Genomic DNA, 25,956 nt, shown 5'->3' on the forward strand with positions numbered 1-25,956 from the left:
TCTGTAAGCCAGAAAAGATCAGACATGTTCACCGCTCGTTTTCGAACCGTGAATCACGCCGCTATACGGAAATCAATGGGTCCTGAGCCTAACGAAGATGTCCGCACCGACCAATTGCGAAGCTAATTCTTCAAGTTCGACGCTCTCGACGCCGGAAACCTCGGAAAGGATGAAGCCGGGAAAACGTCGGCCGAGAACCGAGCCGACCTGGGCGATTTGCTTTGCCTTTCCAAGTCCGTCCAGGCGAGTGGTCAGGGACCCATGCAATGTTGCCGGTACGGTATTTTCTTCGCCGCCATGTTCCATGTCCTTCGCGGCGCGGCTCAGTTCCTCCAGGAACAGCGGTACGCCTTCAGCCCGATCAATTATGTCCTGTATCTGTTCTGACTTTCCCTGAAGGCCGCGAAACTGCTCATCGACGATGAGCCGGCTCTCCGCACGACCGAGCCGGTTCAGCGACAGCGTGGTTGTATTGTGCTGGGATGCCCAGTCAGCAGCAAACTCCGGCCTGGCGGTGACGACAAATAGTACTGGGGACTCGCTGGAACGGCCTGCTAGTTCATTGATTAGCTCGCGCGAACTGGGATCTGACCAATGAGCATCTTCGACGATGATGCACGCAATCCCGTCGGTAGTTCCTGACCACATCCATTTCAGCAAGACCTCGATGGCGCAGCGCCGCCTCCTTGCGGCGTCCTCTCCGGTCGCCCCTTCGCCGGAGGCCGAAAGGTAGTCCTGCATGCGCTCCGCGGCGTCTGAACCAAGAAGCGAGCCGACAAAATCCAAAAGCTTCGCGAGTCGCGTCGCTGCGTCGTCTCTCATGATAACGCCTGCGGCCCGGTCCAGCGCATCTATGAATGGGTAGAGGGCGCTGCCGCCATGTTGCTCGGAGCATTGGACAACTATCGGCTTGCAGCCACTCTCCATAATATGATCGTGGAGATCGGTCACGATCCGCGATTTCCCGATGCCGGGTTCCCCGCTCAGTACAAATACTTGTCCATCGCCTTGACGCACCCGGTTCCAACGGGAGCGAATGAGGGCGATCTCTTCGGACCGCCCAGCAATTCTCGTGAGTCCGCGGCCTCGCGTCGCTTCGAACCGGCTTCTGGCCTCCGTCCGGCCTAGCGGCCGATGGACCATGATCGGTCTGTCGACCCCCTTGAGCCGACGCTCGCCCAGTGCGTCAGATGATACGAACCCTTCGACCAGACGGCAGACCTCGCCACTAATGAGGATTTCATCCGCCTCGGCCAGCTGTTCCAGCCTTGATGCTATGATCGGCGCTTCTCCTACGACGGACAGTTTCTCCCGCGAGAGCCCGGCACCCATCTCACCAACAATCGCTGGACCCGAATGGATGCCAATACGCGCTCGAAGAACACATCCTGTAGGCGTGTCGATCCGGTGAATGCCTTCCAGCATGTCGAACGCAGCCTCAACAGCCCTGACGGCGTCATCTTCGTAGGCGCGCGGATAGCCAAAATAGGCCATCAATCCGTCGCCAAGATATTTAGCGACATGTCCACCGCGGGCTTCGACGGCTCTGACGCTGGCCTGCTGAAACGCGGCCAGCAGGTCGCGAAACTCCTCGGCGGTTATTTTCTGGGAAAGTTGCGTTGACCCGACCAGATCACAAAAGAGCACCGAGATGCGCCGATACTCCGATGCGCTTTGACCGGACTCTGGCGCTGCCGACTCGGAGGCAAGCGCTCGCAACAGCTTTTTTCGATGCCCCAGTGGCAGGCCAAGATGGCGCAGATCCTCATCATCGAGATCCGCGAGTGTATCGGCGTCGACCGCCTCCTTTTCGAAGACGCCCGTGTATTGGCCGAGGCCAACACTTTCCAGAAACTGTGCGACCGACATCCTAGGGCCTTCTCCATCGTACCTGAGGCACCTTAGCAATATTGCGATTGCATGTCGCGCAACTGTCGGCGTGCTCACCTCCGCTTCGTCCGCGATCTGTGAGTTCGAACCAGACCTGATTTCGCGGCTGCAGCGAATGGCGGCAAATCGGGCGCGACGGCAGCACAGGAGTACCGTGCCAGATGTCGGCTCTGGGCCGATGGCTATGTAGTGGCAGGCGGGGCAGGGGCAATGCTGCACAGGCTCTGATGGCCGCTTCGAGCCCAAAGCTACGGATGCTGCGAAGGAAACGAACGTTCACTTCTTGAGTGATGATTCGATTCTTTGCGACCCTGCAGTCATGAAATCTGCCTGCATTTTTGGGTGGGAACGCTTCCGATTAGGAAACTCTTGACAATCGCAATCTTGGACGTTTTGCTAACGACCGTGCGACGATGCACATAAAATCACCAAGCGACTCGGCTGGACGTTGACGCCCATTTGGGTCGCTTTTTGATTCCTAACACCAAGCTTCTCGCATTGATCAGCGTTCAGACTGACTCATATCAGGGAGCTTACTCTTATGAAAAATCTTCTAGGCACAGTCAGCCTTGTTTCCGCTTTGACGCTGACTTCTACTGCCGCTTTGGCCGAGGTTAAGGTCGGAGCGATCTTCGACCTTACTGGTGGCCTGAACATCTACGGCATTCAGCAGGACAATGCACTTGATCTGGCGATTGCAAGTGTCAACGCAGCGGGTGGCGTCAATGGAGAAGAGGTCGTGGTCGTCGGCTATGATGCTCAGTCCGAACTTTCGAAGTATACGCAATTCGCGCAGACGGCGGTTCTAAGAGATGGCATCGCGGCGATGTTCGCGGGTTTGACAAGTTCTTCCCGTGAGGCGATCCGTCCGATCTTCCGCGAGGCAAACATCCCCTATTTCTATTCCTCGCTCTATGAAGGCGGCGCGTGTGACAAGCAGACCTTCGTGACAGGTTCTTCTGCCTCTCAGCAACTCAGCGTTTTGATGGAATGGGCGGTCGAGAACTACGGTCCCCGTATCTACATCATGGCCCCCGACTACAACTTCGGCACCATCTCCGGCCACTGGGTCCACGAGTATGCCAAGCAGCTAGGCGCTGAGGTCGTGGGCGAGGACTATCTGGCGCTGTCTGTAACCGACTACGCACCGACCATTCAGAAAATTCAGGCGTCCAATCCTGACCTTGTCGTCGCTCTGCCTGTTGGCGCAGCACAGACCGGTTTTCTTGAACAGTTCGCCGCGGCAGGTCTGAAGGACAGCATCGGCGTTGTTTCCACCAACTACGGCTCAGGTAACCAGCAAGTCGTGGTCTCGCCTCAAGCTGGTGAGGGTCTCGTTTCTGCCATGGGCTACTTCCCTTCGGTTGAGAGCGATGCCAACGCTGAATTCCTGGCCGCCTGGGAAGTAGCCTACGGGACCGATACGCCGGTTGTTGCTGGCGCGGTCGATGTTTGGAATGCGGTTCACCTCTGGGCCGCAGCCGCAAACAAGGCTGGCACGACCGACGCGGACGAGGTGATTGCTGCACTGGAAAGCGGCCTGACGTTCGAAGCTCCGAATGGCACTGTGACACTCGAGCCTGGGTCGCATCACCTGCGTCAGGACATTTACATTGCTCGTGGCGATGCCAACAACGGCTTTGAGATCATCGCAACATTCGAAGATTCCGAACCGACCTACGAGAACGAAGTCTGCAACCTCATCGACAATCCCGATGCGGCTGAGCACTTCACGCCCGAAGGTTAACCAATACAATTGTCGATGCGCCCCGGAATGGGGCGCATCACCTCTGGGAGGATGCTATGGAACTCGATTTCCTAGCGACGGTTCTGCTGTCGTCATTATCCAGCGCGTCAATTCTGTTGATTGCAACACTTGGCTTGGCCGTCGTCTACGGCCTCATGGGTGTTATCAACCTCGCGCATGGTGAATTTCTTATGGTCGGTGCCTATTCGGCTCTGACGGCAACTCAGATTGGCTTGCCCTATCCTTTGGCCATACCTTTCGCGGTTGCCATGACAATGCTGATTGGCGCAATTGTCGAGTTGCTTATCATCCGCAAACTCTACGGACGGCTATTCGATACGATGCTTGCCACTTGGGGGCTGGGCATGGTGTTCAACCAGGCCGCAGTTCTTATCTTTGGTACTGTGTCGCCCGGCATCGGTATGCCGCAATGGAACTTCCAGATCGGTGACTACAGCCTTGCGGTCTATCCCATCGCGATGATCTTCGTCGCAGCAGTCATGCTGGCCTTCGTCTATTTCCTGATGACGCACACCGTCTACGGCATGAAGGCGCGGGCCTCGATCCAAGAGCCGCAGATGGCCCAAGCGATCGGGATCGACTCTTCCCGTGTGAACACGATAACGTTTGCCATCGGTTGCGGTTTGGCCGGATTTGCCGGTGCGATCCTGTTGCCGATCATCCCTGCGACACCGTCCATGGGTTTGTTCTTCGCTGTAAAAGGTTTCCTGACGGTCGTTGTGGCCGGGCCTGTGGCACTGACTGGCAGCGCTGTCACAGCGCTCGGCCTCGGCGGTGGTGCATCTGTTACCGCTAGCTTCATGACATCCGTGGTCGGCGATGTCTTTTTCTTCCTCATGACCGCCCTTCTGCTTTGGCTCTACCCCTTGGGTATTTCCGCCAATTGGCGTCGCAAATTGTAAGGGGCGCCTAAAATGTTTGAGAAACTTCACAATAATGCCGGACTGATCTTCCCGCTCATCGTAGCTGGCGCTGCCCTGGCTTTTTCCGGCGCACTTGATCCCTATCTCGCCTTCGTGGCCACCTCTTGGGTGATCTTTGGCCTGCTGGGCCTCAGCCTCGATGTCATCTGGGGTCGAGGCGGCTTGCTAAGCCTGGCACAGACTGCATTCTACGGCTTGGGTGGCTACTTCGGCGCCGTCATCGCGATCAATTTCGCTCCATCACTAGGTCTGTCTTTGCTTTGGGCGCTGCCATCTGCTGCTGTCTTTGGCGCACTTATTGCCGCAGCACTTGGCTACCTGATCTTCTTCTCGCGTATGGGGGAGCTTCAGAGCACGATCCTCTCCTATACGTTCACGCTCTTGCTTTGGTCGGTCACACAGACGTTCAAGATTGAAATCGGTGCGGCCGTCATCGGGGGTGACAACGGTTTGTCCAACATCCCCGGAATCATCCTGGGAGTTGGCGAGGAGGCGAAAAAGCTCAAGCCAAACGCGGCCTTTGCCTGCGTCGTTTTTATTAGCGCCGTCGTCTATTTCCTCACACGCTGGCTGATGCGCAGCAACTTTGGTAAGATCGTTGATTGCATTCGCATCGACATCGAGAAAACAGAACTGCTCGGCTACGATATTCGCAAGTTTCAGGTTCTGAACTTTGCGTATTCAGGTGCCGTTTCTGGTCTTGCCGGTGCTCTGTTTGCACTCTGGGCGAATTACCTGAATCCCTCGATATTTTCAGTGCAAGAGGCTTTGCTTGTCCCAATCTACGTGCTGGTTGGTGGATTGGGAACGCTGGCCGGGCCGTTTTTGGGCGCGCTGATCATCGGTGCACTCTCATTTTGGCTTGGCGGAGGCGCAGCCGGTGGGCAGACCACGTTGATCTTGGGGGCCGTGCTGATCTTGCTTGTGATGTTTCTTCACAACGGCTTTCTCGGGGCCTTGGACAATCTTTGGAAGCGGTATCTTCCCGATCCCAACGATGCGGCACGTGATGCAGGCGCTGTAAAGATCGATACGGAAGTGCTGGATCAAATCCTGTCCGAAGCGGCCGAGCAGGCCGGCCCTGCCAAAAACCTTTCCACGGACGAAGCCTTCAAGAGATTTGGTGGCGTAATTCCGGTCAACAAGGTGTCGCGTGAATTCAAGCCAGGCAAACCTTACTCGCTCATCGGACCCAATGGCGCAGGAAAGAGCTCCTTCTTAAAAACCTGTGTCGGCATTTACCGACCCGAGGGTGGAACAATCCTTCTAGATAATGATGACATTACCAGGGCGCAGATCTTCGACCGCGTTCACAAAGGTATGGGTGTAAAAAACCAAAAACCGCAGGTCTTTGGAGAAAACACGGTTTTTGAGAACCTCTGGATTGCAGCCTTCGCTCGCACCAAGGATCGGGCTGCCGCGGATGAGACGGCGACACGCATTCTCACCATGCTGGGCATGGAGGCGCAGAAAGCGGTTCAGGCGTCGGCTCTGTCTCACGGGCAACAGCAGTGGCTGGATATCGGCATGGTTTTGTGTCTCGCCCCACGCGTGGTGCTGTTGGATGAACCAGCGGCTGGCATGACGAACGAAGAGACACGCGAGCTTTCGTTGCTAGTCAGGACACTGGCAAAGCACACAACCGTCGTCGTCGTCGAACACGATATGGAATTCGTCCGCACCCTCGAAGGGCACGTGACCGTACTGCACCAAGGCAAGCTCTTCGCCGAAGGGGACATAGACACGCTCAGAGCAAATGATGCGGTCCTCGACATCTACCTGGGGAGGGGCGAGCATGTTTAAAGTGACAAACGCCACTGGTGGTTACGGCAAAACCACTATCATTCGGGACGTTTCACTGGAGGTGAAAGCAGGCGAGATCGTTGCTCTTTTGGGGCGCAACGGCGTCGGCAAGTCCACCCTGATGCGTTATGCGACCGGGCTCATTCGTGCCACATCCGGTTCCGTCAAGATCGATGGAGAATTGGCTCCACCCTCTCCAGCGAAACGAGCACGGCTTGGACTTGGCTACGTTCCGCAAGGCCGCTTCGTCTTTCCACGCATGTCAGTGACAGAGAACATCGCGGTTGCCGCAGCTTCGAACGGGTATGATGCGAAAAAAACAGTGGAAGAAATGCTGGAAGACTTTCCTCTCCTGCGTCCAAAGGCGGCCGATTTGGCCGGGGGACTATCGGGAGGGCAACAACAAGTACTGGCATTGGCGCGCGCCTTGGCGATCCGTCCGAAGGTTCTTCTGCTGGACGAGCCAACCGAAGGGGTGCAGCCCTCGATCATCGACGAAATGGCCGGCGTTCTGAAGCGTATTAACGCGGACCGGGAGATCGCCATGCTGGTTGCTGAGCAGAATCTGGATTTCTGCCTTTCTATTTCGGAAAGAGCCTACGTCATGGAAAAGGGCGCGATCCGTATGGAAACCGATCGTAACAGTCTACGCGTCGACAAGGAACTTCAGCAAGAATTGCTCGGGGTCTGACATGGCAAAGCAACTCACAGAAGATCAACAGAAACGCATTTCAGCAACGCTGAAACGCATCCGAGCAGGCCTAAACCGGGCAGAGAACGATCAGTTCGCCGAACCAGGCCACACGTTCGATCCGGAGGCTCAAAATGTCAAACATCAATGAAAGCCTTACGGATCAGATTGCCGCTTTGGCTGAGGGCCAACAGACGCCCCTCTCCCTGGCAGAGAAGGCCCTTGAGCGCGCGAATGCACTGGCCGACTTAAACGCATTTGTCGCAATTGATGAAAACATCGTCATGACTCAGGCCAAAGCGGCAACCTTACGACGCCAGAGAGGAGATCCACTCAGCCCAATCGACGGCATCCCGATCGCCGTAAAAGACAACTACCTCACGCGTGACTACCCAACGACAGCCTGTTCCGATGCGGCACCACTAGAACCAAAAGGGATTGATGCAACTGTCGTGGGCAATCTCCGGGATGCCGGTGCGACGATCTTTGGCAAGACCAATATGCATGAATGGGCATATGGCGCGACCAATACGACCTCAAATATTGGAGCCACCAGAAACCCTCATAATCATGACCATATCACTGGCGGCAGCAGCGGAGGTTCAGGTGCCGCCGTTGCGGCTGGCATCGTCAGCGCGGCCCTGGGCAGCGATACCGGCGGGTCAGTAAGAATTCCTTCATCTGCATGTGGCATCTATGGGTTCAAGCCGAGCTACGGGCGTGCCTCGCGACACGGGGTACTACCGCTAAGCTGGTCTTTAGATGCACCGGGCCCGATGGCCACAGAGCTCCAAGACATCGTTCATCTTCTTCCCTACTTTCTTGGCGCCGATGCCAAAGATAGCTCAACAGCGCATGCTGAGGCATTCATGACTGTTCCAGATGCAAAACCGGTGCATCTCATCAACCTTAGTGGACCGGGCTTAGAGCGTTCATCTGAAGTCAACTTTGTTATCAATGACGCGCTCAGGCGGAGTGATGCCAAAGTCGGCCAGGCTTCACTGGGAGATGTCGATCAGTATTTCGCGGCTTGGGAAGCTATTCTACATTGTGAGGCTTCTGCATATCACAGCAAGCTCATGGCCGAGAATGCTGAAGGCTATAGTTCGGTCACACGAGCACACCTTGAGGCTGGTACCCAGCTCTCAGGCGTCGAACTTCTCGAAGCGCAGAAAATTCGTGCCCGCCTTGTTCAGCATCTGACAAGAGATCTGAAAGGTTGGGATGCGTTGGTTCTCCCAACTTTACCGGTGCCTGCACCTGCACACGGTGAAGACTGGCAAGAATTTGGGAAGCGCAAAGTGACCACACAGGACAGCATGACCTGGTTCTGTTGGATTGGAAATTTGGCTGGTTTTCCATGTATAACGATCCCTGTCGGCACTTCGAGTAAAGGCTTACCCATTGGTATGATGCTTATGGGTCGGCCTGGACAAGATGAAGCATTACTCGCCGTCGCGAGAATAATCGATAGGTCGATCAGAAAGCAGAGATAACGCATGAAGGATACATCGATTAAGGTAGGTGTGCTGTTTTCCCAAACCGGAAAAATGGCTGTAACAGAAACCGCGCATATCAATGGCGTCCTTCTTGCTTGTGAAGAAATCAATGCCACTGGCGGCATTCATGGTCTTCCCATCGAACCGATCTTGATGAACCCAGATGGCGATGATCGCGCTTATGCCGAGATGGCCACGGATTTGCTGGTCAATTTCGGTGTCAAAACCATCTTTGGGTGTTGTTTATCGACCAGTCGGAAAGCCGTCCTGCCTCTGATCGAGCGATTTGATGGTATTCTATTCTATCCATCAGTCTACGAAGGTTTCGAATACTCCCCGAACGTGATCTATGGCGGCGCGGCCCCCAATCAGGTGGTTCCTGCCCTGCTGGAATACGTCTTCAAGAACCATGGGCAACGTATCGCCCTGATTGGCTCAGACACGCTCTATGCAAGAGAAATCAACCGCATCGTTAAGGAGTTCTTGTCGGAAAGCGGCGGTGAGGTGGTCACGGAGCACTATTTGCCTTTCGCACCGGAGGAAGGCGATGTTCTTAAAGTGCTTCAGCTTTGCGATGCGGGGAAAACTGACGTCATCCTGTCGACCGTTGTTGGTGAAGACAGCGTGGCGCTCTATGGTCTCTATTCCGAAACCGAGTTGCGGAAGACGAACATCCCTATTGCGTCTCTAACCACCACGGAAGCAGAACTCTTGAAAGTGCCGGAGACCGCTCGTGCTGGCCATCTTTCGGTGGCCTCGTATTTTGCATCCATCGAGACACCCCAGAACGTCGCGTTTACAGAGAAATTTGCGACGAAGTACGGAGATACGGCCGCGCCAAGTGTCTATAGCGAGGTAAGCTACGCCCTTGTACAGTTTTATGCCAATGCAGCGAAGCTCTGCGGAAAATCAGACACAGCGAGCCTCCTAAATGCGCTCTCGGGTTCTGTGTTCAAAGCACCTGGTGGCGATCTCTTTATCGACATGGAAACCAACCACTTCACGCTTCGACCCCATGTTGGCCGGTCGCGCGCAGATGGCAGTTTCGAAATCGTCTGGAGCGGCCCGAAGGTGGTCGCGCCTGACCCGTATCTGGTGACATATGATCGGGCAATCGACGCGAAGGTGTTTTCTTGAGCGGTTCGTTTCAAAACCAAACGCTATTGCGCCGTCTCCGGCGCATGCGAATTCTCGTCATCCACCCCGACGACAGTGACCGCGAGGCTTTTGTCGCCCATCTGAAACGCATTGGATGCCAGGTTGAGATGATCTGGCCTTCCCCTGAAACCCTGCCTGACCATACAGATGCGGCTTTATTCTTGCTGGGCCAGGACAGGGACCCAAATCGAGCATCTTGGATGTCAGCGGCAGACAGCGTGACCAAGATTGCCATCATTACGTTCGAAACACCGGAAATTCTCGGCGAGTTGGAACGTCTCAATGTTCACGGTGTCATTTCTAAGCCTATAAGGCCTTTCGGGGTGCTTGCGGCCCTCACAACGGCCATGGGCCTTTCACGTCATGAAGCAACACTCAAGACGCGTATCAAATCACTGGACGATAGTTTGAAGTCACGACGCAAGGTCGAGCAAGCGGTCGCCATCTTGTCGGAAACACGCGGCATCGACGAACAGGAAGCCTATAGGCGATTGAGGGAGAAATCTCAGAACTCGCAAACCAGTATTGGTGAGATCGCCGATGCCATCGTTGCTACGCATGAAATCTGATTTGTTCTGGACCCAAAAATCGATTGCAAGGCGACAAACAGCCATTCGACTGGTCGCCGCGAAATGCAACTTTGTCTGCGATGTATGAGTCCGACAAAGCTCGGAATTTTCGCTTTCAGCGAACGGCGGCTATGCGGGCTGGGACCGCAGCATGTTGATCGGTCGGTGAATGGTAGGTTTGGGCCGCTAATCAAGTCTCACGGTGTGTAGTAGTGTGCTCCGAGGGCATGATCGGGTTTGAATTCGACGATGGAAAAAGTATTAGGATTTGGAGGATTTTTCTTTCGGGCAGAAGACCCTGCCACCTTGGCCGTTTGGTATCGTGACAATTTGGGAATTGATCTCGTTCCCAATGATTATGAAACGCCGTGTTGGACGCAAGAAGCAGGCGAGACAGTGTTTGCCCCGTTCGAAAAAGTAACAGAGTATTTCGGGAATCAGGAAAAGGCATTTATGCTGAATTTTCGTGTTAGTGACATCGATAGAATGATCGCACAGCTCGAATCTAAGGGTGTGGAAGTCCGCCGAGATCCAAATTCACCTTATCCGAATGGCAAATTCGCATGGCTCAATGATCCGGAAGGAAATCCAATAGAGCTCTGGGAGCCAGCTTAGCCTCCAGGGCGAGCAATCATAAAACTTCGCAATGCTCGAATTTTCCGTCTTAGGACCTGGGGTTTGGATTAAGAACAGGGGATTCTTCTCAGCTGCCGCCAGTCCTCGTCAGCTTTTCGATCATCAGTTGCTGTAGAAGAATGATGGTCTTTGCATCCCGAATTTCGCCCTCGGTAATCATCTGCATCGCGTCCATTAGTGGAATGTGCATAACTTCAATGTCCTCTCCTTCGTCGAAAGAACCACCCCCTTGCCCCTTTTTATCAGAGCGTGAATACGTACCTTTGAAGAAAGACAGAAACTCCGTGACTGAGCCTGGGCTCATGTAGACGTCAAACAAGTGGATGAGTTTGTCGATCTGATAACCGGTTTCTTCTTCAAGCTCTTTACGCATTCGCTCATCGGCCTGAGCGCCGCCAAGCAACCCAGCGGGGGTTTCGATCAGCCCATCAATCCCTCCATTGAGGAAAACTGGCAATCGGAACTGACGCGTGAGCAATACTTGATCTGTATCCGGGTTGTGCAACAGGCAAGTCGCCCCGTTGCCGCGATCATAGGCTTCTCGTGTTTGGCGCTGCCATTGGCCATTCTGGCGACGCAATTCAAACTCGTATTTGGTTAGAACGCCCCAATCATTTGCCAGAATTTGCTCTGAAACCGGGCGAAAAATCTGGCTTTCGGGCATTTTCCCGCTCCGATTCGTCATAGGTTCATGCTCAATTCAAATTGGCGGACTGTCGGTACAGCTACGACACTTCCAAGAAACGACTGGAACTCTGTTGATGTGACGTCGATGTTGAGTAGGCGAAGCGTGCCGCCAGCCTGACATGTGTGGAGCAATGAGCTGGCGATCCCTTCGCGTCTTCGGTCTTGGCGAACGCAAATTTGGGCAAGGGTATTGTTTGTTGGCAAAATGACCGCATAGGCCGCCAGACCAAGGTTATCGGATATGGCCCAGCATTGTGCTTCATAAGCTACGGCGCTGACGGACGCGATGTCGTTTTGCCAGGAGGGTTCCAATTCGATCATTGCGGTGGCGTCGCTCTGAATCTCCCTCCAGGGTACCTTTCGCACCATACCAGGAGCATCGGTACTCGGCAGCGGTGGAACGTCATAACACTGCAGAGTCCGGGCAGCTTTCATTCCCAGAGAAGCGTACAACTCATATGCCTTGCTGTTATCGGCCATTACCTCGGTCTGGAAACTTTCCGTGTCTTGTTGTCGAAGGTGCACAAGGCAATCATCCGCCAATCTTCGTGCCAATCTCAACCGTCGGAACGCAGGAACTGTGCCGCTTGCAACCAGATAGCCGCGGCGACCGCGCAAAGACACCAACCAAATGGCAGCGATTTGCCTTTCAACAATCGCAAGCCGCGAGGCTTGGCGATCATATCCCCTCTGCTTCAACATGAATGCAAATGACTGCCGGGTCAGTTGCATTGGGACTGTGTAGTCCGAAAACGCGCTGTTCATTACCAGGCGCAAATCCTCAAGTGAGACGTGTTCAGCCGATACGATCTTTGCGTCCATAAATTGTCCAATTTAATAGGTTGAAACAACCACTCTAACTTAACAACGCTTTCGCACTACCAGGATGATCGTTGAAAGTAACACCTTTCAGGGAGCGCTGGATAATCCATGCCAATGTCCCTTTTCATGTGGCCTGACCAGTGTTGAAACTCGCCTGGGTGAACAGTTTTGTCCCGGTAGGTTGCATTAACCAGAGTCAAAAAGTTTTGAAAATACGTGAGCAGTCTCATATGGTCCCCACATTCATTGAATTGATGGCTGTCATACGTTTGACCGGTTGAATGGGCTTAAAACAAACAAAACAGAGCCAAAGAGCATAAGGAGATTGAATGGCTTCCCGAGGTGATCTTCCGCCACTGGCTGCAATTCGGGTTTTTGAGGAGGCCGCGAGGAGCAAGAACTTCACGGTTGCCGCAGACAAGCTTGGGATGACCCAGGCTGCTGTCAGCTATCAGATCAAGATCCTTGAGGAGCGGGTTGGCGCACCACTCTTCCATCGAGAGGCACGTGGAGTTTCCCTGACAGATATTGGGGCAGGTTTCGCAGAAAAGGCGACCGACGCGCTCAACGTTCTGAGTGACGCATTTGCCGAGGCCAAAGGCGTTTCTCAGGAAACGCTTGCAATCAGCGTCATTCCAACATTTGCCACCAATTTTCTGGCACAGCACTTGGGGGGATTTCAGGTGGAAAATCCCAATATTGCGGTGCGGGTGGAAGTGAGTGAAACCCTGACAGATTTTGTCTCCAGCGGTTTCGACGTCGCCATTCGCGGTGGCAAAGGCAACTGGCGTGGACTTTCGAGCCATTTACTAATCCAAACCCGTTTTACCCCAATGCTGAGCAAGGATCTGGCTGAAAGCATAGGCGGCGTTCATGATCCCAAGGACCTAATGCGTCTTCACATTCTGTCGCCGTCTGATCCCTGGTGGAACCGTTGGCTTGCAGAGGCGGGATTGGAGAGGCCGGAACTGTCAGACGAAATCCGCCAACATTTCGGCCCGCAGGTATTGGAAGCCAACGCCGCCATGTCAGGTCAGGGTGTCGCAATGCTAACACCTGCGTTTTTCAAGGATGAGCTTGCAAGCGGGCGGTTGACCCAACCTTTCGATCTGACTTGTGAAGATGGATCAGGCTATTGGCTTGTCTACCCCGAGAGCCACCGCAATTCGCAGAAGATACGGCGGTTCAGGAAATGGCTGGAAGCAAAGACCAAGGACTGGCGATCCTAGGTGCCAAAAGCCGTTCCGAGATCTAGGGCTGGTCGAGGGGCGGCAACCTGTGCTCGAAGATTGAAGACTTTATGATCGATGTATTGGTCTCGGCCCGGTCGTGGAAGGGCAGAAGGATATCGTCGAGTTCGCTGATCTCTTTCAAAAGTAGCCGTGCGACATAACAATCGTCGCCAGTGACCCTGTCACATGACATAAAGCGAGGCTGCTCCTCGATCATCTTCTCTACAATGTGAAGCTGCCCACTTCTTGGTTTGATCCTGACAAGAGCCTGGATTGTATAGCCAAAACGTTTCAAATCGATCCGGGCACCAAAGCCCGTGACGTATCCGCTTTCCTGAAGGTGGCGCAGGCGTTCTCCGACGGCAGGGCCGGAGAGATCTACGTTCTTTCCAATGTTTGCGAGGCTGGTACGGCCATAAGAATCGAGAAGCTCTACGATTCGGCAGTCTGTTTGGTCCAGTTCTTTCGACATGAAGGAAGTTTAGAGAATCGGACAATGATGTGAAAGAAGATTTTCAATTTGCCCTTCATCAGTGCTGGGACAGAACCCAGTTCCTTCCGATAGTTTGCCGCAAGCAGAATTAAGGAGACAAACATGGATATCCAACGTATAGCGGCATTTAGCCAAGGATCGGAAGGCGGCAATCCGGCAGGTGTTGTGTTGTTGGAAAGTGAAGCCAGTGCCGAGGAAATGGCCCGGGTCGCAGCTGAGGTCGGGTATTCAGAGACTGCGTTTGCCGTCGCGCAGGATGACGGAGGAAAGAATTGGCGCGTTCGTTATTTCTCCCCTGAATCTGAGGTTCCATTTTGTGGCCATGCGACAATTGCATTGGGCGCCGCGCTCGGGCGACATAGTGGGGCCGGCACCTATTCCCTGACCCTGAATGACGCCACGATCACGGTGGATACGGACACGACACCCGACGGCGTGGTGGCCACCCTGTCATCACCACCGACCAAAAGCCGCGCACTGACAGACGCAGAAACGCGCGATATCCTGGCGCTCTTTGATCTGACGGTGGATGACCTTGATCCACGCCTAGCCCCGGCTCATATCCATGGCGGCGCCGATCATGTCGTGCTGCCACTAAAAAGTCGAACCCGATTGGCTTCAATGACATATGATCTCGATAAGGGACGGCAGGTGATGCGCGATCATGATCTGGTCACAGTGATGCTTGTCTTCATAGAGACCGATCAGACATTCGTTGCGCGCAATGCATTCGCCTCGGGGGGTGTTCTGGAAGACCCGGCAACGGGCGCAGCGGCGGCGGCCTTTGCAGGGTATCTGCGTGATAGCAACTGGCCACATGGGGGTGAATTCACGATCCGCCAGGGTGAAGACATGGGAAGTCCTTCACTAATCAAAGTGTCGTTGGATGACGTCAGAGGAAACTCGGTGCGGGTATCCGGTACTGCGCGAGACATAATATGAGCGACCTTCCCGACGCAATTGCAGCCTACATCGAGGCCTACAACCAGATGGATGTGGCTGGTATGATCGCATGCCTTTCTGATGACGTGGTGTTTCGAAACATCGTCGACGCAGATGTAACGATCGAAACGTCAGGGAAACAGGCCTTTTCCGAGTTGGCCGCTGCAGGTGTGCAAGCGTTCAAAACCCGTCAGCAAACGGTAACAAACATGATTTCGGTCGGGACCGTCACCTTGGTCGAGATCGACTACACGGCAGTGGTTTCGGCCGATCTTCCCAACGGGTGGAAAGCAGGGCAGCAGCTGCGATTCCGAGGCGCATCTGCGTTTCGCGTCGAAGACGGTCGGATCGTCAGTGTTACCGATCAGAGCTGAGCGAGCCAAAAAATCCATTGATGTCATGCACTGACGTTTTGTTGGCGCAGATGTTCGTCTTGCCCCAAGTTTTGGTGACAACACTGTGAACACGCAAAGGAACTCAGATGATCAAACGTTTGGCTCCGGCCTCGCTGCGCGTTGTACCGGAACAGTATCAAGGTATCTATGTGCACGGCACCCAGATCACTGCTCCGCGGTCGTTTTTGTTTTTGTCAGGACAAATCGGGGTCTCTCCGGATGGCAAAACTCATACGGGATTCGAGCAGCAATGCCATCAGGCAATGGACAATGTTGAGGCACTTCTCAAAGACGGCGATCTGGACACGTCCAACATTCTGCGCGTTGTTTACTATGTCACCGACGCGGTTTTCCTGCCCGAGCTTTCCAAATTGCGTCAGGCCCGTTGGAACCGAGGGCACCCGCCGGCGGTGACTACGCTGGTCGTTGCTGCCCTCGCAGCACCAGATCTTCTCGTTGAAATCGAAGTTACTGCGGCCCGTTGACCTGGATGACACATGCCGGATCAGATTTGGGCTCTTATACTCTTTGCGCTAATTGCCACCGGCTCTCCCGGCGGGGCAACAGCGCTTGCAACAGCGTCTGGCGCGCGGTTTGGCTATCGGCAAAGCCTGCCTTTGATTTTGGGGATCGCCATTGCACTCGCGCTGCTGGTGGCCGTGTCCGGAACCGGTCTTGCGGCCACGCTGCAATCTACGCCTTTTCTGAGTTCTGCTATCAAAGCAATCGGGTCAGCGTACCTTGTTTGGCTGGCACTGAAAATTGGGTTGGCCGGATCACCTTCGGCCACGCGCTTAAGCGAGGCACAACCCATGAGTTTCCTCGTCGGGGCGGCGCTGTTGCTTGTCAATCCAAAGGCTTGGGCGATGGCGGTGGGAGTCGCTTCATCTTTCTCCAACTTGGTCTCAGATCCCTTTTTGCTTGGCAGCATTCTTGCCGCTGTGTTTCTGGCGTGCGCTTGTGTTTCCCTGTCGCTTTGGGTTTTGGCAGGAGGGTTCATCGCAGATTTATTGCGTACTGACCGTCATTGGCACATCTTCAATGGAGCAATGGCGACACTCCTATTGGTTTCGATCCTACAGCTTTGGATTTAAGGGAAATGAGTTCACAGCTTTATCGGGCCGCACTGTCGTAGGTGGGACTAAAGCCTTATCATAGCCTGAAATATCACTGCGTTTTCAAACGTGATCATGAATTGAATAGATGACGAGGTTTGATCCTTGAGAAATGGGTTCATCTTGCTGACGGGTTGTTCAGGTGGTGGAAAATCCACGCTTCTCGATGCCTTGAGTGAGCGTGGTTTCGCGACCGTATCGGAACCGGGTCGGCGTATCGTAGAGGAAGAAATTGCTGGTGACGGCAAAGCCCTGCCTTGGAGAAACATGAAAGCCTTCGCCATGCGCGCCGTCGAAATCGCTCGATCTGACTTAGAAGCGGCTCGACAACATCAAGGTTCAGTGTTTTTTGACAGGGGGCTCATTGATGCGGCGGTTGCATTAGAATACTCGCGCGGACCATCGCTAGGTGAAACGATTGGAAAAGCCCGTGTTTACTCCGAGCCTGTATTCTTGTTTCCACCTTGGAAAGAGATTTTCGAAAGTGACGCTGAACGCAAACATGATTTTCAAGCTGCGGTAGAAGAGTATCATCGCATAGAATGTGCTTTGAATGACCTTGGTTACGAGGTTTTAGTTTTACCAAAGGTATCCGTGAACGAACGGGTTGAATTCGTGCTGGATGAAAGTGGAATTACTTAGTTCGGATGACTGCTTGGTGCGCGATTTGGTCATCAAAAAGCTCTGAGAATTTCGCGCGAGCGCCAATGTCCGCAATGCGGGCTGCGACCACAGCATGTGACCGGCCGGTGAATGACCTGTTTGGGCCGAGTAACTCACGGAAGAAAGGGTAGGGACCCATACTGCGGGGCTTCCGAGGTCTGCTAGTTGCCCTTGAGTACTTCACCAATCAAATGGTTCATAACCTCCTTGTAGACCTCCGGATCGCCCCCATAGGCGATCTCAAGAGCGGCGCGATCAAACGCGGCCGACAACAAATTAGTCAAAGCATCGATCTGTTTTGGTGAATGCTTAGGAAGAGCCCGCGAAAGCCCTTCACGAAGTTCCTCTGTTCCATTGGCCCGGGTCAACGCGACAGCGGTGCTGTGCCCTAATACCGCTGGGGCCTCTTCCATCAGGAGGCGCACCCGACCTGGAACCAACATCGCATCAAAAAAGGCATTCGATCCTGCCATCATGGCCTGTTCGGGATCGGCCACATTGCGCGTTTCCTGGTCAATATGGTGTGAGATTGCTTTGGCCTCCTCTTCTGCGACGGCGCGGAAAAGGTCAGCCTTGTCCTTGAAATGATGATACAGCGCGCCGCGGGTGACGCTGGCTTTACGTACGATGTCTGGGGTTGCAGTGTCGGCAAATCCCGAATCCACAAACAATTTGCGGGCAGCCTCTACGAGTTTGGCACGCGTTTCGGCGCGTCGGTCTGCCTGGCTGCGTCGGGCGGGTTTTTCTGGGGGCAAATTTAACGGCTCCGAATATCACTACAAGCACCTTACATACATCTTGCATGTATTTGCAAATTGATGATACATACAAAGTGCATGTAAGTTAAGGAGATCAAAAATGCGTGTCACTCAATATTATCCGGTCATTCAGTCTGAGACGGTTTCTGAGACGGCAGAGTTCTATAAACGTCACTTTGGCTTCCGCGCAGCGTTCGAGGCGGATTGGTATGTGCATCTACAAAGTGAAGCGGATCCGTCGGTCAATCTCGCGATCGTCCAGTCGGACCACGAGACGATCCCGGAGGTTTCCCGCGGTGCGTCTAAGGGCATGATCCTCAATTTTGAAGTCGAGGATGTCGACAAAGTGGATGAACGACTTCGGTCGGAAGGAGTTCCGGTGGCAAAGTCACTTGTGAGCGAGCCGTTTGGCCAACGCCATGCGATATATCGCGATCCAAACGGGGTACTGATTGATGTTATCACTCAGATCCCACCCTCAGAGGAATTCCTGTCTCAATATGCAGCCGACGCGGTACCGTCGTAATTCAGGGTGCCGGATGGCCAGGTTGGTTCGAAGCAGTTGGAACGATTTGCCCGCGTGTAAAGCGACCAATTCTGGACAGATCAGTGGCCTTTGCCGAGTTGGCCACCTTTGGTACTGGGGCGGCCTTATTATCTGTGCCCATGTTCGAACGCTACACCGAACACGGCCGCCTGATACAACCCTTCAGTGAAGCCGTTAACGCTGGTAAATATTGCTTCGCCTAGCCTTCGGATCGCCCCGCAACGGATGCTATGGGTAAATTTGCAGAATGGCTGACCGCCAACGGAGCCACTGAATTAAGTGATTTCACGGACCAGAACCGCGCAAATTGATCTGCATCAATATTTGGACCGCAAACGAGTGTTATGGCGAACGGAAGCAGTTTGGATGAAGTCGCGGTGACAAAAGAAAAAGTTGGCCGAGTTGTCTGGCACGATCTTTTCACGCCTGATGTGGAAGCTTCCAGGTCATTTTACGAAAGCGTGGCAGGTTGGAGCTATATTGTCGAACACGCCACAGATTTCGCATGGGGCGGCGGCCATCGAGATTTTGTCCTCGCCACTCTCGATGGAGAGGCAGGGGCCGGGGTCGTTTCTCAAAATCAGGTGTCCTTTGAAGGCTGGATTCCTTATATTGAGGTCGAAGACGTAGATCAGGCTGCCAAGCTCGCCGCCCATCTCAAAGGATCGGTAGTGAAACCGCCCTTTGAAGTTCCAGGGGTTGGTCAGAACTGCCTCTTGCGTGATCCGCTTGGCGCGTTCTTCGGTATATCTGTTTCGCGTCACGACTATCCTGTCCCCGCTCGTCAGTTTACGCACGAACACTACCTATCTCGCGGCGGCGCATTCCCGGACAACTTCTACCACCAAATGTTCGGATGGAATCTCTCACCTGCTAGAAACGTACCTTCGTCACAGAGACTGATTAGTTTGAATAAGGACGTGTCGGCGATATGTGCAGCGGAACCTGCAGCTCCCAACAACAACGTTGCGTGGGCGCCGGGTGTTCGCGTCCAATTTCTCGAAAACGCGCTCAGCAAGATCAACTCAGGCTCAGGTTCCGTGCTTGCTCGTCATCAGAAAAATAAAAATACTTTTGAGAAGGGTCTGGTATGCGATGCAACTGGGGTATTGTGCTGTGTCGTCCAGAATTGATGCTCGGTCGCAAGGTTCGCAGTCTATTGTCTATAACGGCATCCTCAAGTGGGTCAAAAATCTCAAATCCGATCTTGGTGCTAGCTTTCGCAATCGCAGCGAATACAGGAAAGCGTGCCGCTACCGTCGTGTAAGAGAACTATGCTTAAGGTTCGGGTTGGGGCGATCGCACTTGATAGTTGTTGGAATTGCACACATACAACATCCTGATGAGAGTCGGCGTGGATTGGGTTTGTGAAGTAGGGCCGGCTAATCGAGAAATTCGTCGATGGTCGAGGCGACATCAACCGCGGTTTTTACATCGGACATGCTGGTGTTCTCAAAGGCGCTGCCGCTTTCAACACCTGGCCTGAGCCTCTCATAAATGGATAGGATTTCCTCTTCCAGTTTGGTCGGCTTTTCTTCGGACCAGCTGGCCTTGGTTTTTGCGATGTCCGTTGCGAGTTTCATAAGATCAAGGCGCTGAGGCAGAGTTAGCATTGGTTGGTTCCGGGTCTGTTTGCGATGTCAGGACCAGCCTACGCACAGTGGTCGAACGGGCAGAGTGAGTCACCGTTAAATTCCTGACGGCCGGACCTCAGTCCAGCGCCCCGGTTGCGCGCAGCGCCTCAGTCATTTTCTGTGAGATGTCAGATGGCACATGCCAGATCGCGTAGAGCGTCTGGATAAAACGGTCAACATCGGGAATGTTGGTCTTCAGGGCCAACAGGGTTGAATCCAGGTCGGCGTCCGGTTCCGTGTAAGGGATGCACATAAGCTCAAGCACTTCAGAACCATTCCACATGCCACCACCGACTTTGCGCGCCGCTGAACGCGCGCCGCTGTAATCATCTTTCATGAAACAGATCAGGAACGTGCTTGCGTGGTACCAGCCGGGCGGGTTGGGGCTCAGCTCGATCGCGCGGGCGCTCAGTCTCGCGGCCTGTTCAAGATCGCCGCGCAACGCAAAGCAGGCCGCCAGATCGGCCAACATGTCTGGATAATTCGGATTGGCCCGCAATGCTTTAGCGGCCGCTTCTTCAAAGCTTTCGAACTCTCCACGATGAAAATGGGTCAAAAACAACGCGTGCTGGCCGGTTGCGTTCAGCGGATCCAGAGCGACCGACCGCTGTGCGGCCTCCAGCGCGCGATCAAAGGGCGGGGGGGACTTGCGAAAATTGAACCCGCCGCGCAGTTCGTCGCCGTAGACAATCGCGAGCATCCCCCAGGCGCCGGCATATTCGGGATCAATCTCAACGGCGCGCTCCAGCAGGTCGCGGACCTTCTTGTGTTTTTTAACCGTGGGTTCACGCCAGTATTCGGTGGCCAGCAACCTGCACTGATAGGCATCCAGCGTGTGCGTCTGTGCCCTGCGCTGCACTGCACCTGTTCGATGGATCACTCCGTGGGGTTCCGCGATTTCCGTGGCGATCCGGGCGGCGATATCGTCCTGAATTTCAAATAGGCTGTCCGCGCTCAGGTCGCGGTCATAAGTGTCCGCGGAAACCTGTTGGCCGGTTTCCGCGTCAATAAGCTGGGCGGTGACGCGCAGCTTGTTGTCCCAATGTCGCACGCTGCCTTCGACCAGATATTGGACGTCGAGTTCGCTTCCGACCGCGCGCGGATCGCGGCCGCGGCCGCGAAAGCGAAAGGTGACGTGCCGGGACAGCACGCTCACCTCGCGAAACCGGGCGATGGCCGAGATGATTTCCTCGGTAAACCCATCGGCCAGATATTCCTGCGACGGGTCTCCGCTCAAGTTGTCAAAGGGCATCACGGCCACCGCGACCCGTCCGGTTGCCGCCGGGGGCGTTTCGGCATCGGTCCGGCGTTCGGGGTCAAACGCGATCTCAAAAACCGGGGCGTAGGACCCCTTGGGAATATGTATTCGAACCGGGTCCTCGCGCCCTTCCTGAGCGTAATAGAGATCCAGCCGGCTGCGCATTTTATTGGCCTGAACCCGAACGATCGTGTCGATGGTGGGGTCGAAATCCTCGGGCTTGTCGAAAACGTCAATGCCGATTGCATAGCCTTTCAGCGTCTCGGACCGACCCGCTAGCGCTTCGCCGACAATATGCGACAGAAAGCGGTTCAGGCGCGTGGTATCCGCGAAATGCGGACTGACGAGGACGCGCTTCAACTGTTCCTGAATAGCGCTTGGATCGATGGCAGAGCTTACTTCGGCAAGCATGTTTCCCTCCGTCGCTCAACTTTGTCCGATGACGAGCAGCGCCACAAGACAGCGCGACGGTTTAACCGTGACTCACTCGGATGCGGGCCGTGGATCTGCGAGGGTCTGGGCCATGGCGCTCAAAAGAGCCCAGCAAACATATGACCCATGAAAGGACTGAACCATGACAACATTTTCCGAATTCGTACAGAAAGCCAAAGACGACTATACCCGTGTCGAGGACGAGCTGAAATCGTTCGAACAGAAGGTCAAGGACGCGGGCGACGCGACCGACAAGTGGACCCAGGAGCAGGTGACAAAGCTGCAATCCGATCTGCAGGAAGCAAAAGACAAGGTCACTGACCTTGCCGATCGCATCCAGAAAGAAGGCGAAGACGCTGTGACGGACGCGCATGATCAGGCGAAGAACCATTGGGAAGCCTTGCACGCCGCCGTTGCCGCCTATCGCGATCATCTCGACAAGTCGGTCGCCTGACCCTAATCCTGGAGGTCGACATGACTGATTCAGTTAATGAAACCGTGCCGAAACCCGCGCTCATGGAAGAGGCCGCCGGTTGGCAGCCTCGACCGGTCTGGCTGATTGTGCTCGGCGTCGCCATGCTCTGTGTAGGGCTGTGCGCCGTAGCCTTCCCGCTGATGTCCACGCTGGCCGTCGAAGCCTTTGTCGGCGTGGTCCTGCTGGGCGGAGGCATCGTCACAGCGATTCAGGCATTTGCGGAAAAGGCCTGGAAAGGGTTCTTCTGGCTGTTGGCCATCGGTGTACTGAACGCGCTTGCGGGGCTTATTCTGTTGCTTGATCCGTTCGGCGGCGTTCTGGCACTGACCATTGCGCTTGGCGCGGTCTTTCTGGCCGAAGGCGTGTTGCGGATCGTAATTGCCATTCGGTCTCGTCAGGAGCGATCTATGGCGCTTATGATTGCGTCTGGCGCGATGGCCATTCTGCTTGGCGGCCTGATCCTGACCGGTTTCGTCAATGGCTCGTCCCTTGTTCTGCTGGGGGTTCTTGCTGGCTTGAACCTGATATTCGCCGGTGTGTCCCTGATGTCTTTGGGCCTGTCGCAGCGGTCCTTGGCGCATGGGCGCTCAGAAACTTAAGAGTGTCCCGGCGGACCCGGAATGGCAGGGGCATCTGATGCTCCTGCATTCTGATTTCACAGCGCCGCTATTTTCCTTGCCCGGTGCTCGCCGCTCGGGTGTCTTCAAACAGCCAGACCATGCGGTCCAGAAACCACAGTTTGCTACCCATAGTCAGCAGCAGCCCCAAGAGCGTTGGCCAGATTTGCAGTTGCCAAAGACCCCAGACCAAGGGGCCGATACCAACCGCACTACCAGCGGCCAGAATAAGAGGCACCCAGCGATGCCTTGCAGGGATTGGCGATTTCGCCCGCGCAAGCCAAATCCGTTCCCCAAGCACTCCCTTTGACATCCAGTTATCCGCGTTGCCCGTTTTGCTGAAGGCGCGCGGGTTCCACCATGTCCAGAAGACAACAATCCCGATTGGAACAAGGCACCACCAGCCCAGCCAAACCCGGCTCCAAAAGGCAAGAACGAACAGGGGAGGGATGCTCAGGCGGCTCCAGCCGCTCCACGGGTTTGTGTGCCGGTCCCAGACGTCGTCGGACATCGTCATGAGCTGTTCCAGAATGCTGCGATCGGTCATCGAACCCTCTTCCGAAGCTGGATCGCAATTATGGCCGTTTCTGTCTGTGTCGGCCAGAGCGGCAGGCAATGCGCGCCGCCCTAACCAGGGGCGTCAAAGACCCGAGATATCCACATACACTCGGTATTCCGCGATCCTATCCTCGCGAAAGTTGAACCTTGCAGCAAAGCGCACGTCGTGTGTGCTTTGATCCTTGCGCGTATAGTGTACGGTGCCGTCGCAGAACGCGGTATCGCCGCTGGACCAGATGCCGGTGATGGTATGTTGCATACCCTGGATCGTGGCAAAGAAATCCGCGTTCGCGGCTTGCACGGCTATGCACCCGTCAATCTGTTCAAAATTGCCAAGCTGGAATTGCACGTCTTCGGTGACATGCTCAACAACGCCCACTTCGTCGAGCGCGTCAACCGCGGTATAAAGGGACGCGATCCGGGGCGCGTGGGCCGCTGTGGTGGGGGCAGTGATTTGCATGTTTTGGTTTCCTTTTCTGTTTGAAAGTTATCGGTGGGTCTAAGTCTGGTTGGCCTGTGACCCTCGATGCAGGACCGTTGGGAGTTTCAGGTGACCGTTGGTGACGGCTAGCCCAAGGAACAGGATTGCGAGGGACCCCAGCAGCCCAAGGCCAAGAGGTTCCCGAAAGACAATTGCCCCGATTGCGATGCCGGAAAGCGTGGCAAAATAGCCGACCTGGGCGAACCCAACGCCATCCGTGCGCCGCTGTACTTCGAAGGTCAGCGCATAGCTGAGCGCAGTGATGGATCCGATGCCGAAGATTGCGCCAAGCAGGGCAGGGGGCACCGAGACGTCGCTGATTGTGGTGCCGCGTCCCAGTATTAGGGCGGAAATCAGCAACAGCTGTGACAGAAGCGTTCCGGTCGCCAGCCCCAACGGATCGCCGCCGGGCGGGTAGGCATAGCTGCGAAAGACGTTGCCGCAGGCCAGAAACAAAGGCCCCAAAAGCGACAGGGCAATCCACGCCGGCTCGACTCCCGACAGGTCAAACCCACCCATGGTGGCAAGGCTGACCCCGGCAAGGCCGATCAGAATACCAACCAGGCGGTGCAACGGCAGCATCCTGCGCGCGATCAGTGCCGTTATCGCAAAGGTAAACAGCGGTGACAGCGTGACGAGGGCGGAATAGAACCCAAGGCTCACATGCTCCAGCACCAGAAACCCGATCACAGCGGGGCCGCTGACACCGAAAACTCCGGCGCCGACATAATAGGGAATGTGCCGCGCGTTGAGCGCCACGCGCTTCTGCGACAGCAAACACAACGCCAACAGCGCGATGCTGGCCAGCAAAACCTGCCAGAACAAAGCGGTCAGAGCTGATATTCCTGCCATCGAGACGAATTTGGACAAAGTGAAACTGACCCCCACCAGGACACCGATGGCCAAGATCAGCGCGGATACAGGGGATCTTCTGACAATATCAGGCATCACGCGGCCCCCATTTCCGGCACATCGGTTAAGCGCAGAGAAGCCGGGCCGATCGGGATAATTCCGCTGGGGTTGATGTGCCGATGGCTGAGGAAGTAGTGCTGACGGATATGGGCCATGTCCACAGTGTCAGCCACGCCCGGCAACCGCATGATGTCGGCCAGATAGCGGGACAGGGCAACATAGTCGCTGATGCGTTTGTAGTCGGTCTTGAAGTGGGTCACATAGACCGGGTCAAACCGCAGAAGTGTCGGAAACAGCTTCAGGTCAACCTCTGTCAGCACGTCTCCGGCTAGGAACCGGCGTTGGCCAAGCGTTTCTTCAATCGCGTCGAGGCAGGCAAAGAGCGCCGTTACGGCCTCGCCATACGCGATCTGGCTGGTTGCAAACCCGGCGCGATAGACGCCTTCGCGGATCGGTGACTGAATTTGTTCGGCGATCCGGTCGATTTCGTCGCAAAGATGGGACGGGCGAAGATCGGGTCCCGCAGCATCGAGAAATTCCGTCTGAAGCATGCGCATGATCTCGGCCGATTCGGTGCTGACGATCCGGCCCGTAACCTTGTCCAGTAGCACAGGCACGCTGATCGGACCCGTGTAATCCGGCTTGGCGTGCTGATAGACTTCGTAAAGGAAGCGGGTGCGTTCTACACCGCTTTGATCGTTGAACAGCGTCTGGTCGATGACCCAGCCGTTTTCCGACATGACCGGGTCCATCCATGTGATGCTGAACGCATTGCGTAAGCCTTTCAAAGTTAGAATCAGATCGATGCCATGACACCAGGGGCAGGCTTTGGACAGGTAAAGGTGGTACCGGCAGGGCGTGTTCGGAAACGCGGCGCCCGGTTGCACGCTGATGTGGCTCGTGAATGGGCTTTGCAGGCGGTGAAAACGACCGTCCGAGGCGAGCGGTCTGTCACGCAGAACTCCGTTGATAAGCATCATGGGCATGGCAGCCTCCGG

At 55.0% G+C, this 25,956-nt stretch carries 30 protein-coding genes; 19 read left to right on the forward strand and 11 right to left on the reverse strand.

Features of this window, described 5'->3' with window-relative positions:
* Positions 1-72 precede the first annotated feature (72 nt).
* On the reverse strand, positions 73-1,869 hold the full coding sequence (locus tag ACR0IK_RS21985) for an adenylate/guanylate cyclase domain-containing protein (RefSeq protein WP_480643293.1): 1,797 nt from the start codon (positions 1,867-1,869) through the stop codon (positions 73-75).
* A 562-nt stretch (positions 1,870-2,431) separates the two neighbouring features.
* On the opposite strand from ACR0IK_RS21985, the gene ACR0IK_RS21990 reads away from it, so the two are divergent.
* The 9 genes from ACR0IK_RS21990 to ACR0IK_RS22030 all read left to right on the forward strand — a co-directional run bounded on the left by ACR0IK_RS21990 (position 2,432) and on the right by ACR0IK_RS22030 (position 10,916).
* On the forward strand, positions 2,432-3,637 hold the full coding sequence (locus ACR0IK_RS21990) for an urea ABC transporter substrate-binding protein (protein ID WP_480643295.1): 1,206 nt from the start codon (positions 2,432-2,434) through the stop codon (positions 3,635-3,637).
* A gap of 56 nt (positions 3,638-3,693) precedes the next feature.
* Entirely contained in the window at positions 3,694-4,560 is an 867-nt protein-coding gene (locus ACR0IK_RS21995; protein WP_480643297.1) for a branched-chain amino acid ABC transporter permease, read from the forward strand.
* 12 nt (positions 4,561-4,572) lie between these two features.
* Positions 4,573-6,384 (forward strand): branched-chain amino acid ABC transporter ATP-binding protein/permease, encoded by a 1,812-nt coding sequence (locus tag ACR0IK_RS22000; protein WP_480643299.1) that lies wholly within the window; start codon positions 4,573-4,575, stop codon positions 6,382-6,384.
* A complete protein-coding gene (locus ACR0IK_RS22005; RefSeq protein WP_480643300.1) occupies positions 6,377-7,075 on the forward strand; it encodes an ABC transporter ATP-binding protein in 699 nt (232 codons plus the stop codon). The genes ACR0IK_RS22000 and ACR0IK_RS22005 overlap by 8 nt, the downstream gene beginning before the upstream one ends.
* Position 7,076: 1 nt before the next feature.
* Complete coding sequence (locus ACR0IK_RS22010; RefSeq protein WP_480643302.1) at positions 7,077-7,226, forward strand: hypothetical protein; 150 nt, start codon at positions 7,077-7,079, stop codon at positions 7,224-7,226.
* On the forward strand, positions 7,210-8,571 hold the full coding sequence (locus tag ACR0IK_RS22015; protein ID WP_480643304.1) for an amidase: 1,362 nt from the start codon (positions 7,210-7,212) through the stop codon (positions 8,569-8,571). The genes ACR0IK_RS22010 and ACR0IK_RS22015 overlap by 17 nt, the downstream gene beginning before the upstream one ends.
* Positions 8,572-8,574: 3 nt before the next feature.
* Positions 8,575-9,711 carry a transporter substrate-binding domain-containing protein gene (locus tag ACR0IK_RS22020; RefSeq protein ID WP_480643305.1) on the forward strand — a complete coding sequence of 379 codons (1,137 nt, stop codon included), beginning with the start codon at positions 8,575-8,577 and terminating at the stop codon, positions 9,709-9,711.
* Positions 9,708-10,301 carry an ANTAR domain-containing response regulator gene (locus tag ACR0IK_RS22025; protein ID WP_480643306.1) on the forward strand — a complete coding sequence of 198 codons (594 nt, stop codon included), beginning with the start codon at positions 9,708-9,710 and terminating at the stop codon, positions 10,299-10,301. The genes ACR0IK_RS22020 and ACR0IK_RS22025 overlap by 4 nt, the downstream gene beginning before the upstream one ends.
* A gap of 249 nt (positions 10,302-10,550) precedes the next feature.
* Complete coding sequence (locus ACR0IK_RS22030) at positions 10,551-10,916, forward strand: VOC family protein (protein WP_480506359.1); 366 nt, start codon at positions 10,551-10,553, stop codon at positions 10,914-10,916.
* A gap of 88 nt (positions 10,917-11,004) precedes the next feature.
* Here ACR0IK_RS22030 and ACR0IK_RS22035 read toward each other — a convergent pair whose 3' ends face one another.
* Together ACR0IK_RS22035 and ACR0IK_RS22040 are read right to left on the reverse strand one after the other, a co-directional pair.
* On the reverse strand, positions 11,005-11,601 hold the full coding sequence (locus tag ACR0IK_RS22035) for an NUDIX domain-containing protein (protein ID WP_480506360.1): 597 nt from the start codon (positions 11,599-11,601) through the stop codon (positions 11,005-11,007).
* A gap of 17 nt (positions 11,602-11,618) precedes the next feature.
* Positions 11,619-12,446: a GNAT family N-acetyltransferase gene (locus ACR0IK_RS22040; protein ID WP_480506361.1), complete on the reverse strand. Its 828-nt coding sequence runs from the start codon at positions 12,444-12,446 to the stop codon at positions 11,619-11,621.
* 329 nt (positions 12,447-12,775) lie between these two features.
* Between ACR0IK_RS22040 and ACR0IK_RS22045 the strand changes: the two genes are divergently transcribed.
* A complete protein-coding gene (locus ACR0IK_RS22045) occupies positions 12,776-13,675 on the forward strand; it encodes a LysR substrate-binding domain-containing protein (protein WP_480506362.1) in 900 nt (299 codons plus the stop codon).
* A 22-nt stretch (positions 13,676-13,697) separates the two neighbouring features.
* Here the strand turns inward: ACR0IK_RS22045 and ACR0IK_RS22050 are convergent, their stop codons facing one another.
* Positions 13,698-14,150 (reverse strand): Lrp/AsnC family transcriptional regulator, encoded by a 453-nt coding sequence (locus ACR0IK_RS22050; RefSeq protein WP_480506363.1) that lies wholly within the window; start codon positions 14,148-14,150, stop codon positions 13,698-13,700.
* Between the two features lie 123 nt (positions 14,151-14,273).
* Between ACR0IK_RS22050 and ACR0IK_RS22055 the strand changes: the two genes are divergently transcribed.
* From ACR0IK_RS22055 to ACR0IK_RS22075, 5 genes are all read left to right on the forward strand, one after another.
* Positions 14,274-15,113 carry a PhzF family phenazine biosynthesis protein gene (locus ACR0IK_RS22055; RefSeq protein ID WP_480506364.1) on the forward strand — a complete coding sequence of 280 codons (840 nt, stop codon included), beginning with the start codon at positions 14,274-14,276 and terminating at the stop codon, positions 15,111-15,113.
* Complete coding sequence (locus ACR0IK_RS22060) at positions 15,110-15,487, forward strand: nuclear transport factor 2 family protein (RefSeq protein WP_480506365.1); 378 nt, start codon at positions 15,110-15,112, stop codon at positions 15,485-15,487. Before ACR0IK_RS22055 ends, ACR0IK_RS22060 begins: the two co-directional genes overlap by 4 nt.
* Positions 15,488-15,594: 107 nt before the next feature.
* Complete coding sequence (locus ACR0IK_RS22065) at positions 15,595-15,993, forward strand: RidA family protein (protein ID WP_480537483.1); 399 nt, start codon at positions 15,595-15,597, stop codon at positions 15,991-15,993.
* A gap of 12 nt (positions 15,994-16,005) precedes the next feature.
* Positions 16,006-16,602, forward strand: coding sequence for a LysE family translocator (locus tag ACR0IK_RS22070; RefSeq protein ID WP_480506367.1), 597 nt, complete (start codon positions 16,006-16,008; stop codon positions 16,600-16,602).
* 126 nt (positions 16,603-16,728) lie between these two features.
* Positions 16,729-17,265, forward strand: a complete 537-nt coding sequence (locus ACR0IK_RS22075; protein ID WP_480506368.1) for an AAA family ATPase — start codon at positions 16,729-16,731, stop codon at positions 17,263-17,265.
* 182 nt (positions 17,266-17,447) lie between these two features.
* On the opposite strand, the gene ACR0IK_RS22080 is transcribed toward ACR0IK_RS22075, so the two are convergent.
* Positions 17,448-18,041: a TetR/AcrR family transcriptional regulator gene (locus tag ACR0IK_RS22080; protein WP_480489031.1), complete on the reverse strand. Its 594-nt coding sequence runs from the start codon at positions 18,039-18,041 to the stop codon at positions 17,448-17,450.
* A gap of 103 nt (positions 18,042-18,144) precedes the next feature.
* Here ACR0IK_RS22080 and ACR0IK_RS22085 point away from each other — a divergent pair, with 103 nt between their 5' ends.
* Positions 18,145-18,570 (forward strand): VOC family protein, encoded by a 426-nt coding sequence (locus ACR0IK_RS22085; protein ID WP_170728043.1) that lies wholly within the window; start codon positions 18,145-18,147, stop codon positions 18,568-18,570.
* Between the two features lie 383 nt (positions 18,571-18,953).
* Positions 18,954-19,724, forward strand: a complete 771-nt coding sequence (locus tag ACR0IK_RS22090) for a VOC family protein (RefSeq protein WP_480643308.1) — start codon at positions 18,954-18,956, stop codon at positions 19,722-19,724.
* Between the two features lie 249 nt (positions 19,725-19,973).
* Here ACR0IK_RS22090 and ACR0IK_RS22095 read toward each other — a convergent pair whose 3' ends face one another.
* Positions 19,974-20,204 carry a hypothetical protein gene (locus ACR0IK_RS22095; protein WP_480489035.1) on the reverse strand — a complete coding sequence of 77 codons (231 nt, stop codon included), beginning with the start codon at positions 20,202-20,204 and terminating at the stop codon, positions 19,974-19,976.
* Between the two features lie 97 nt (positions 20,205-20,301).
* Positions 20,302-21,894 carry a tetratricopeptide repeat protein gene (locus ACR0IK_RS22100; RefSeq protein WP_170683955.1) on the reverse strand — a complete coding sequence of 531 codons (1,593 nt, stop codon included), beginning with the start codon at positions 21,892-21,894 and terminating at the stop codon, positions 20,302-20,304.
* Positions 21,895-22,057: 163 nt separating this feature from the next.
* Between ACR0IK_RS22100 and ACR0IK_RS22105 the strand changes: the two genes are divergently transcribed.
* Both ACR0IK_RS22105 and ACR0IK_RS22110 read left to right on the forward strand, forming a co-directional pair.
* Positions 22,058-22,369, forward strand: coding sequence for a hypothetical protein (locus ACR0IK_RS22105; protein ID WP_170451072.1), 312 nt, complete (start codon positions 22,058-22,060; stop codon positions 22,367-22,369).
* A gap of 20 nt (positions 22,370-22,389) precedes the next feature.
* The gene (locus ACR0IK_RS22110) at positions 22,390-22,989 is read left to right on the forward strand and encodes an HdeD family acid-resistance protein (RefSeq protein WP_480506369.1); all 600 of its coding nucleotides are present in this window, start codon (positions 22,390-22,392) and stop codon (positions 22,987-22,989) included.
* A 67-nt stretch (positions 22,990-23,056) separates the two neighbouring features.
* Here ACR0IK_RS22110 and ACR0IK_RS22115 read toward each other — a convergent pair whose 3' ends face one another.
* The 4 genes from ACR0IK_RS22115 to ACR0IK_RS22130 all read right to left on the reverse strand — a co-directional run bounded on the left by ACR0IK_RS22115 (position 23,057) and on the right by ACR0IK_RS22130 (position 25,944).
* Positions 23,057-23,554, reverse strand: a complete 498-nt coding sequence (locus ACR0IK_RS22115; RefSeq protein WP_480537485.1) for a DUF6653 family protein — start codon at positions 23,552-23,554, stop codon at positions 23,057-23,059.
* A 93-nt stretch (positions 23,555-23,647) separates the two neighbouring features.
* A complete protein-coding gene (locus ACR0IK_RS22120) occupies positions 23,648-24,025 on the reverse strand; it encodes a nuclear transport factor 2 family protein (RefSeq protein WP_480643309.1) in 378 nt (125 codons plus the stop codon).
* Positions 24,026-24,064: 39 nt separating this feature from the next.
* A complete protein-coding gene (locus ACR0IK_RS22125) occupies positions 24,065-24,994 on the reverse strand; it encodes a DMT family transporter (protein WP_480506372.1) in 930 nt (309 codons plus the stop codon).
* Positions 24,994-25,944, reverse strand: a complete 951-nt coding sequence (locus ACR0IK_RS22130) for a glutathione S-transferase family protein (RefSeq protein ID WP_480537486.1) — start codon at positions 25,942-25,944, stop codon at positions 24,994-24,996. The genes ACR0IK_RS22125 and ACR0IK_RS22130 overlap by 1 nt, the downstream gene beginning before the upstream one ends.
* Between the last annotated feature and the right edge of the window lie 12 nt (positions 25,945-25,956).

This window comes from Ruegeria sp. BF7, assembly GCF_056538605.1.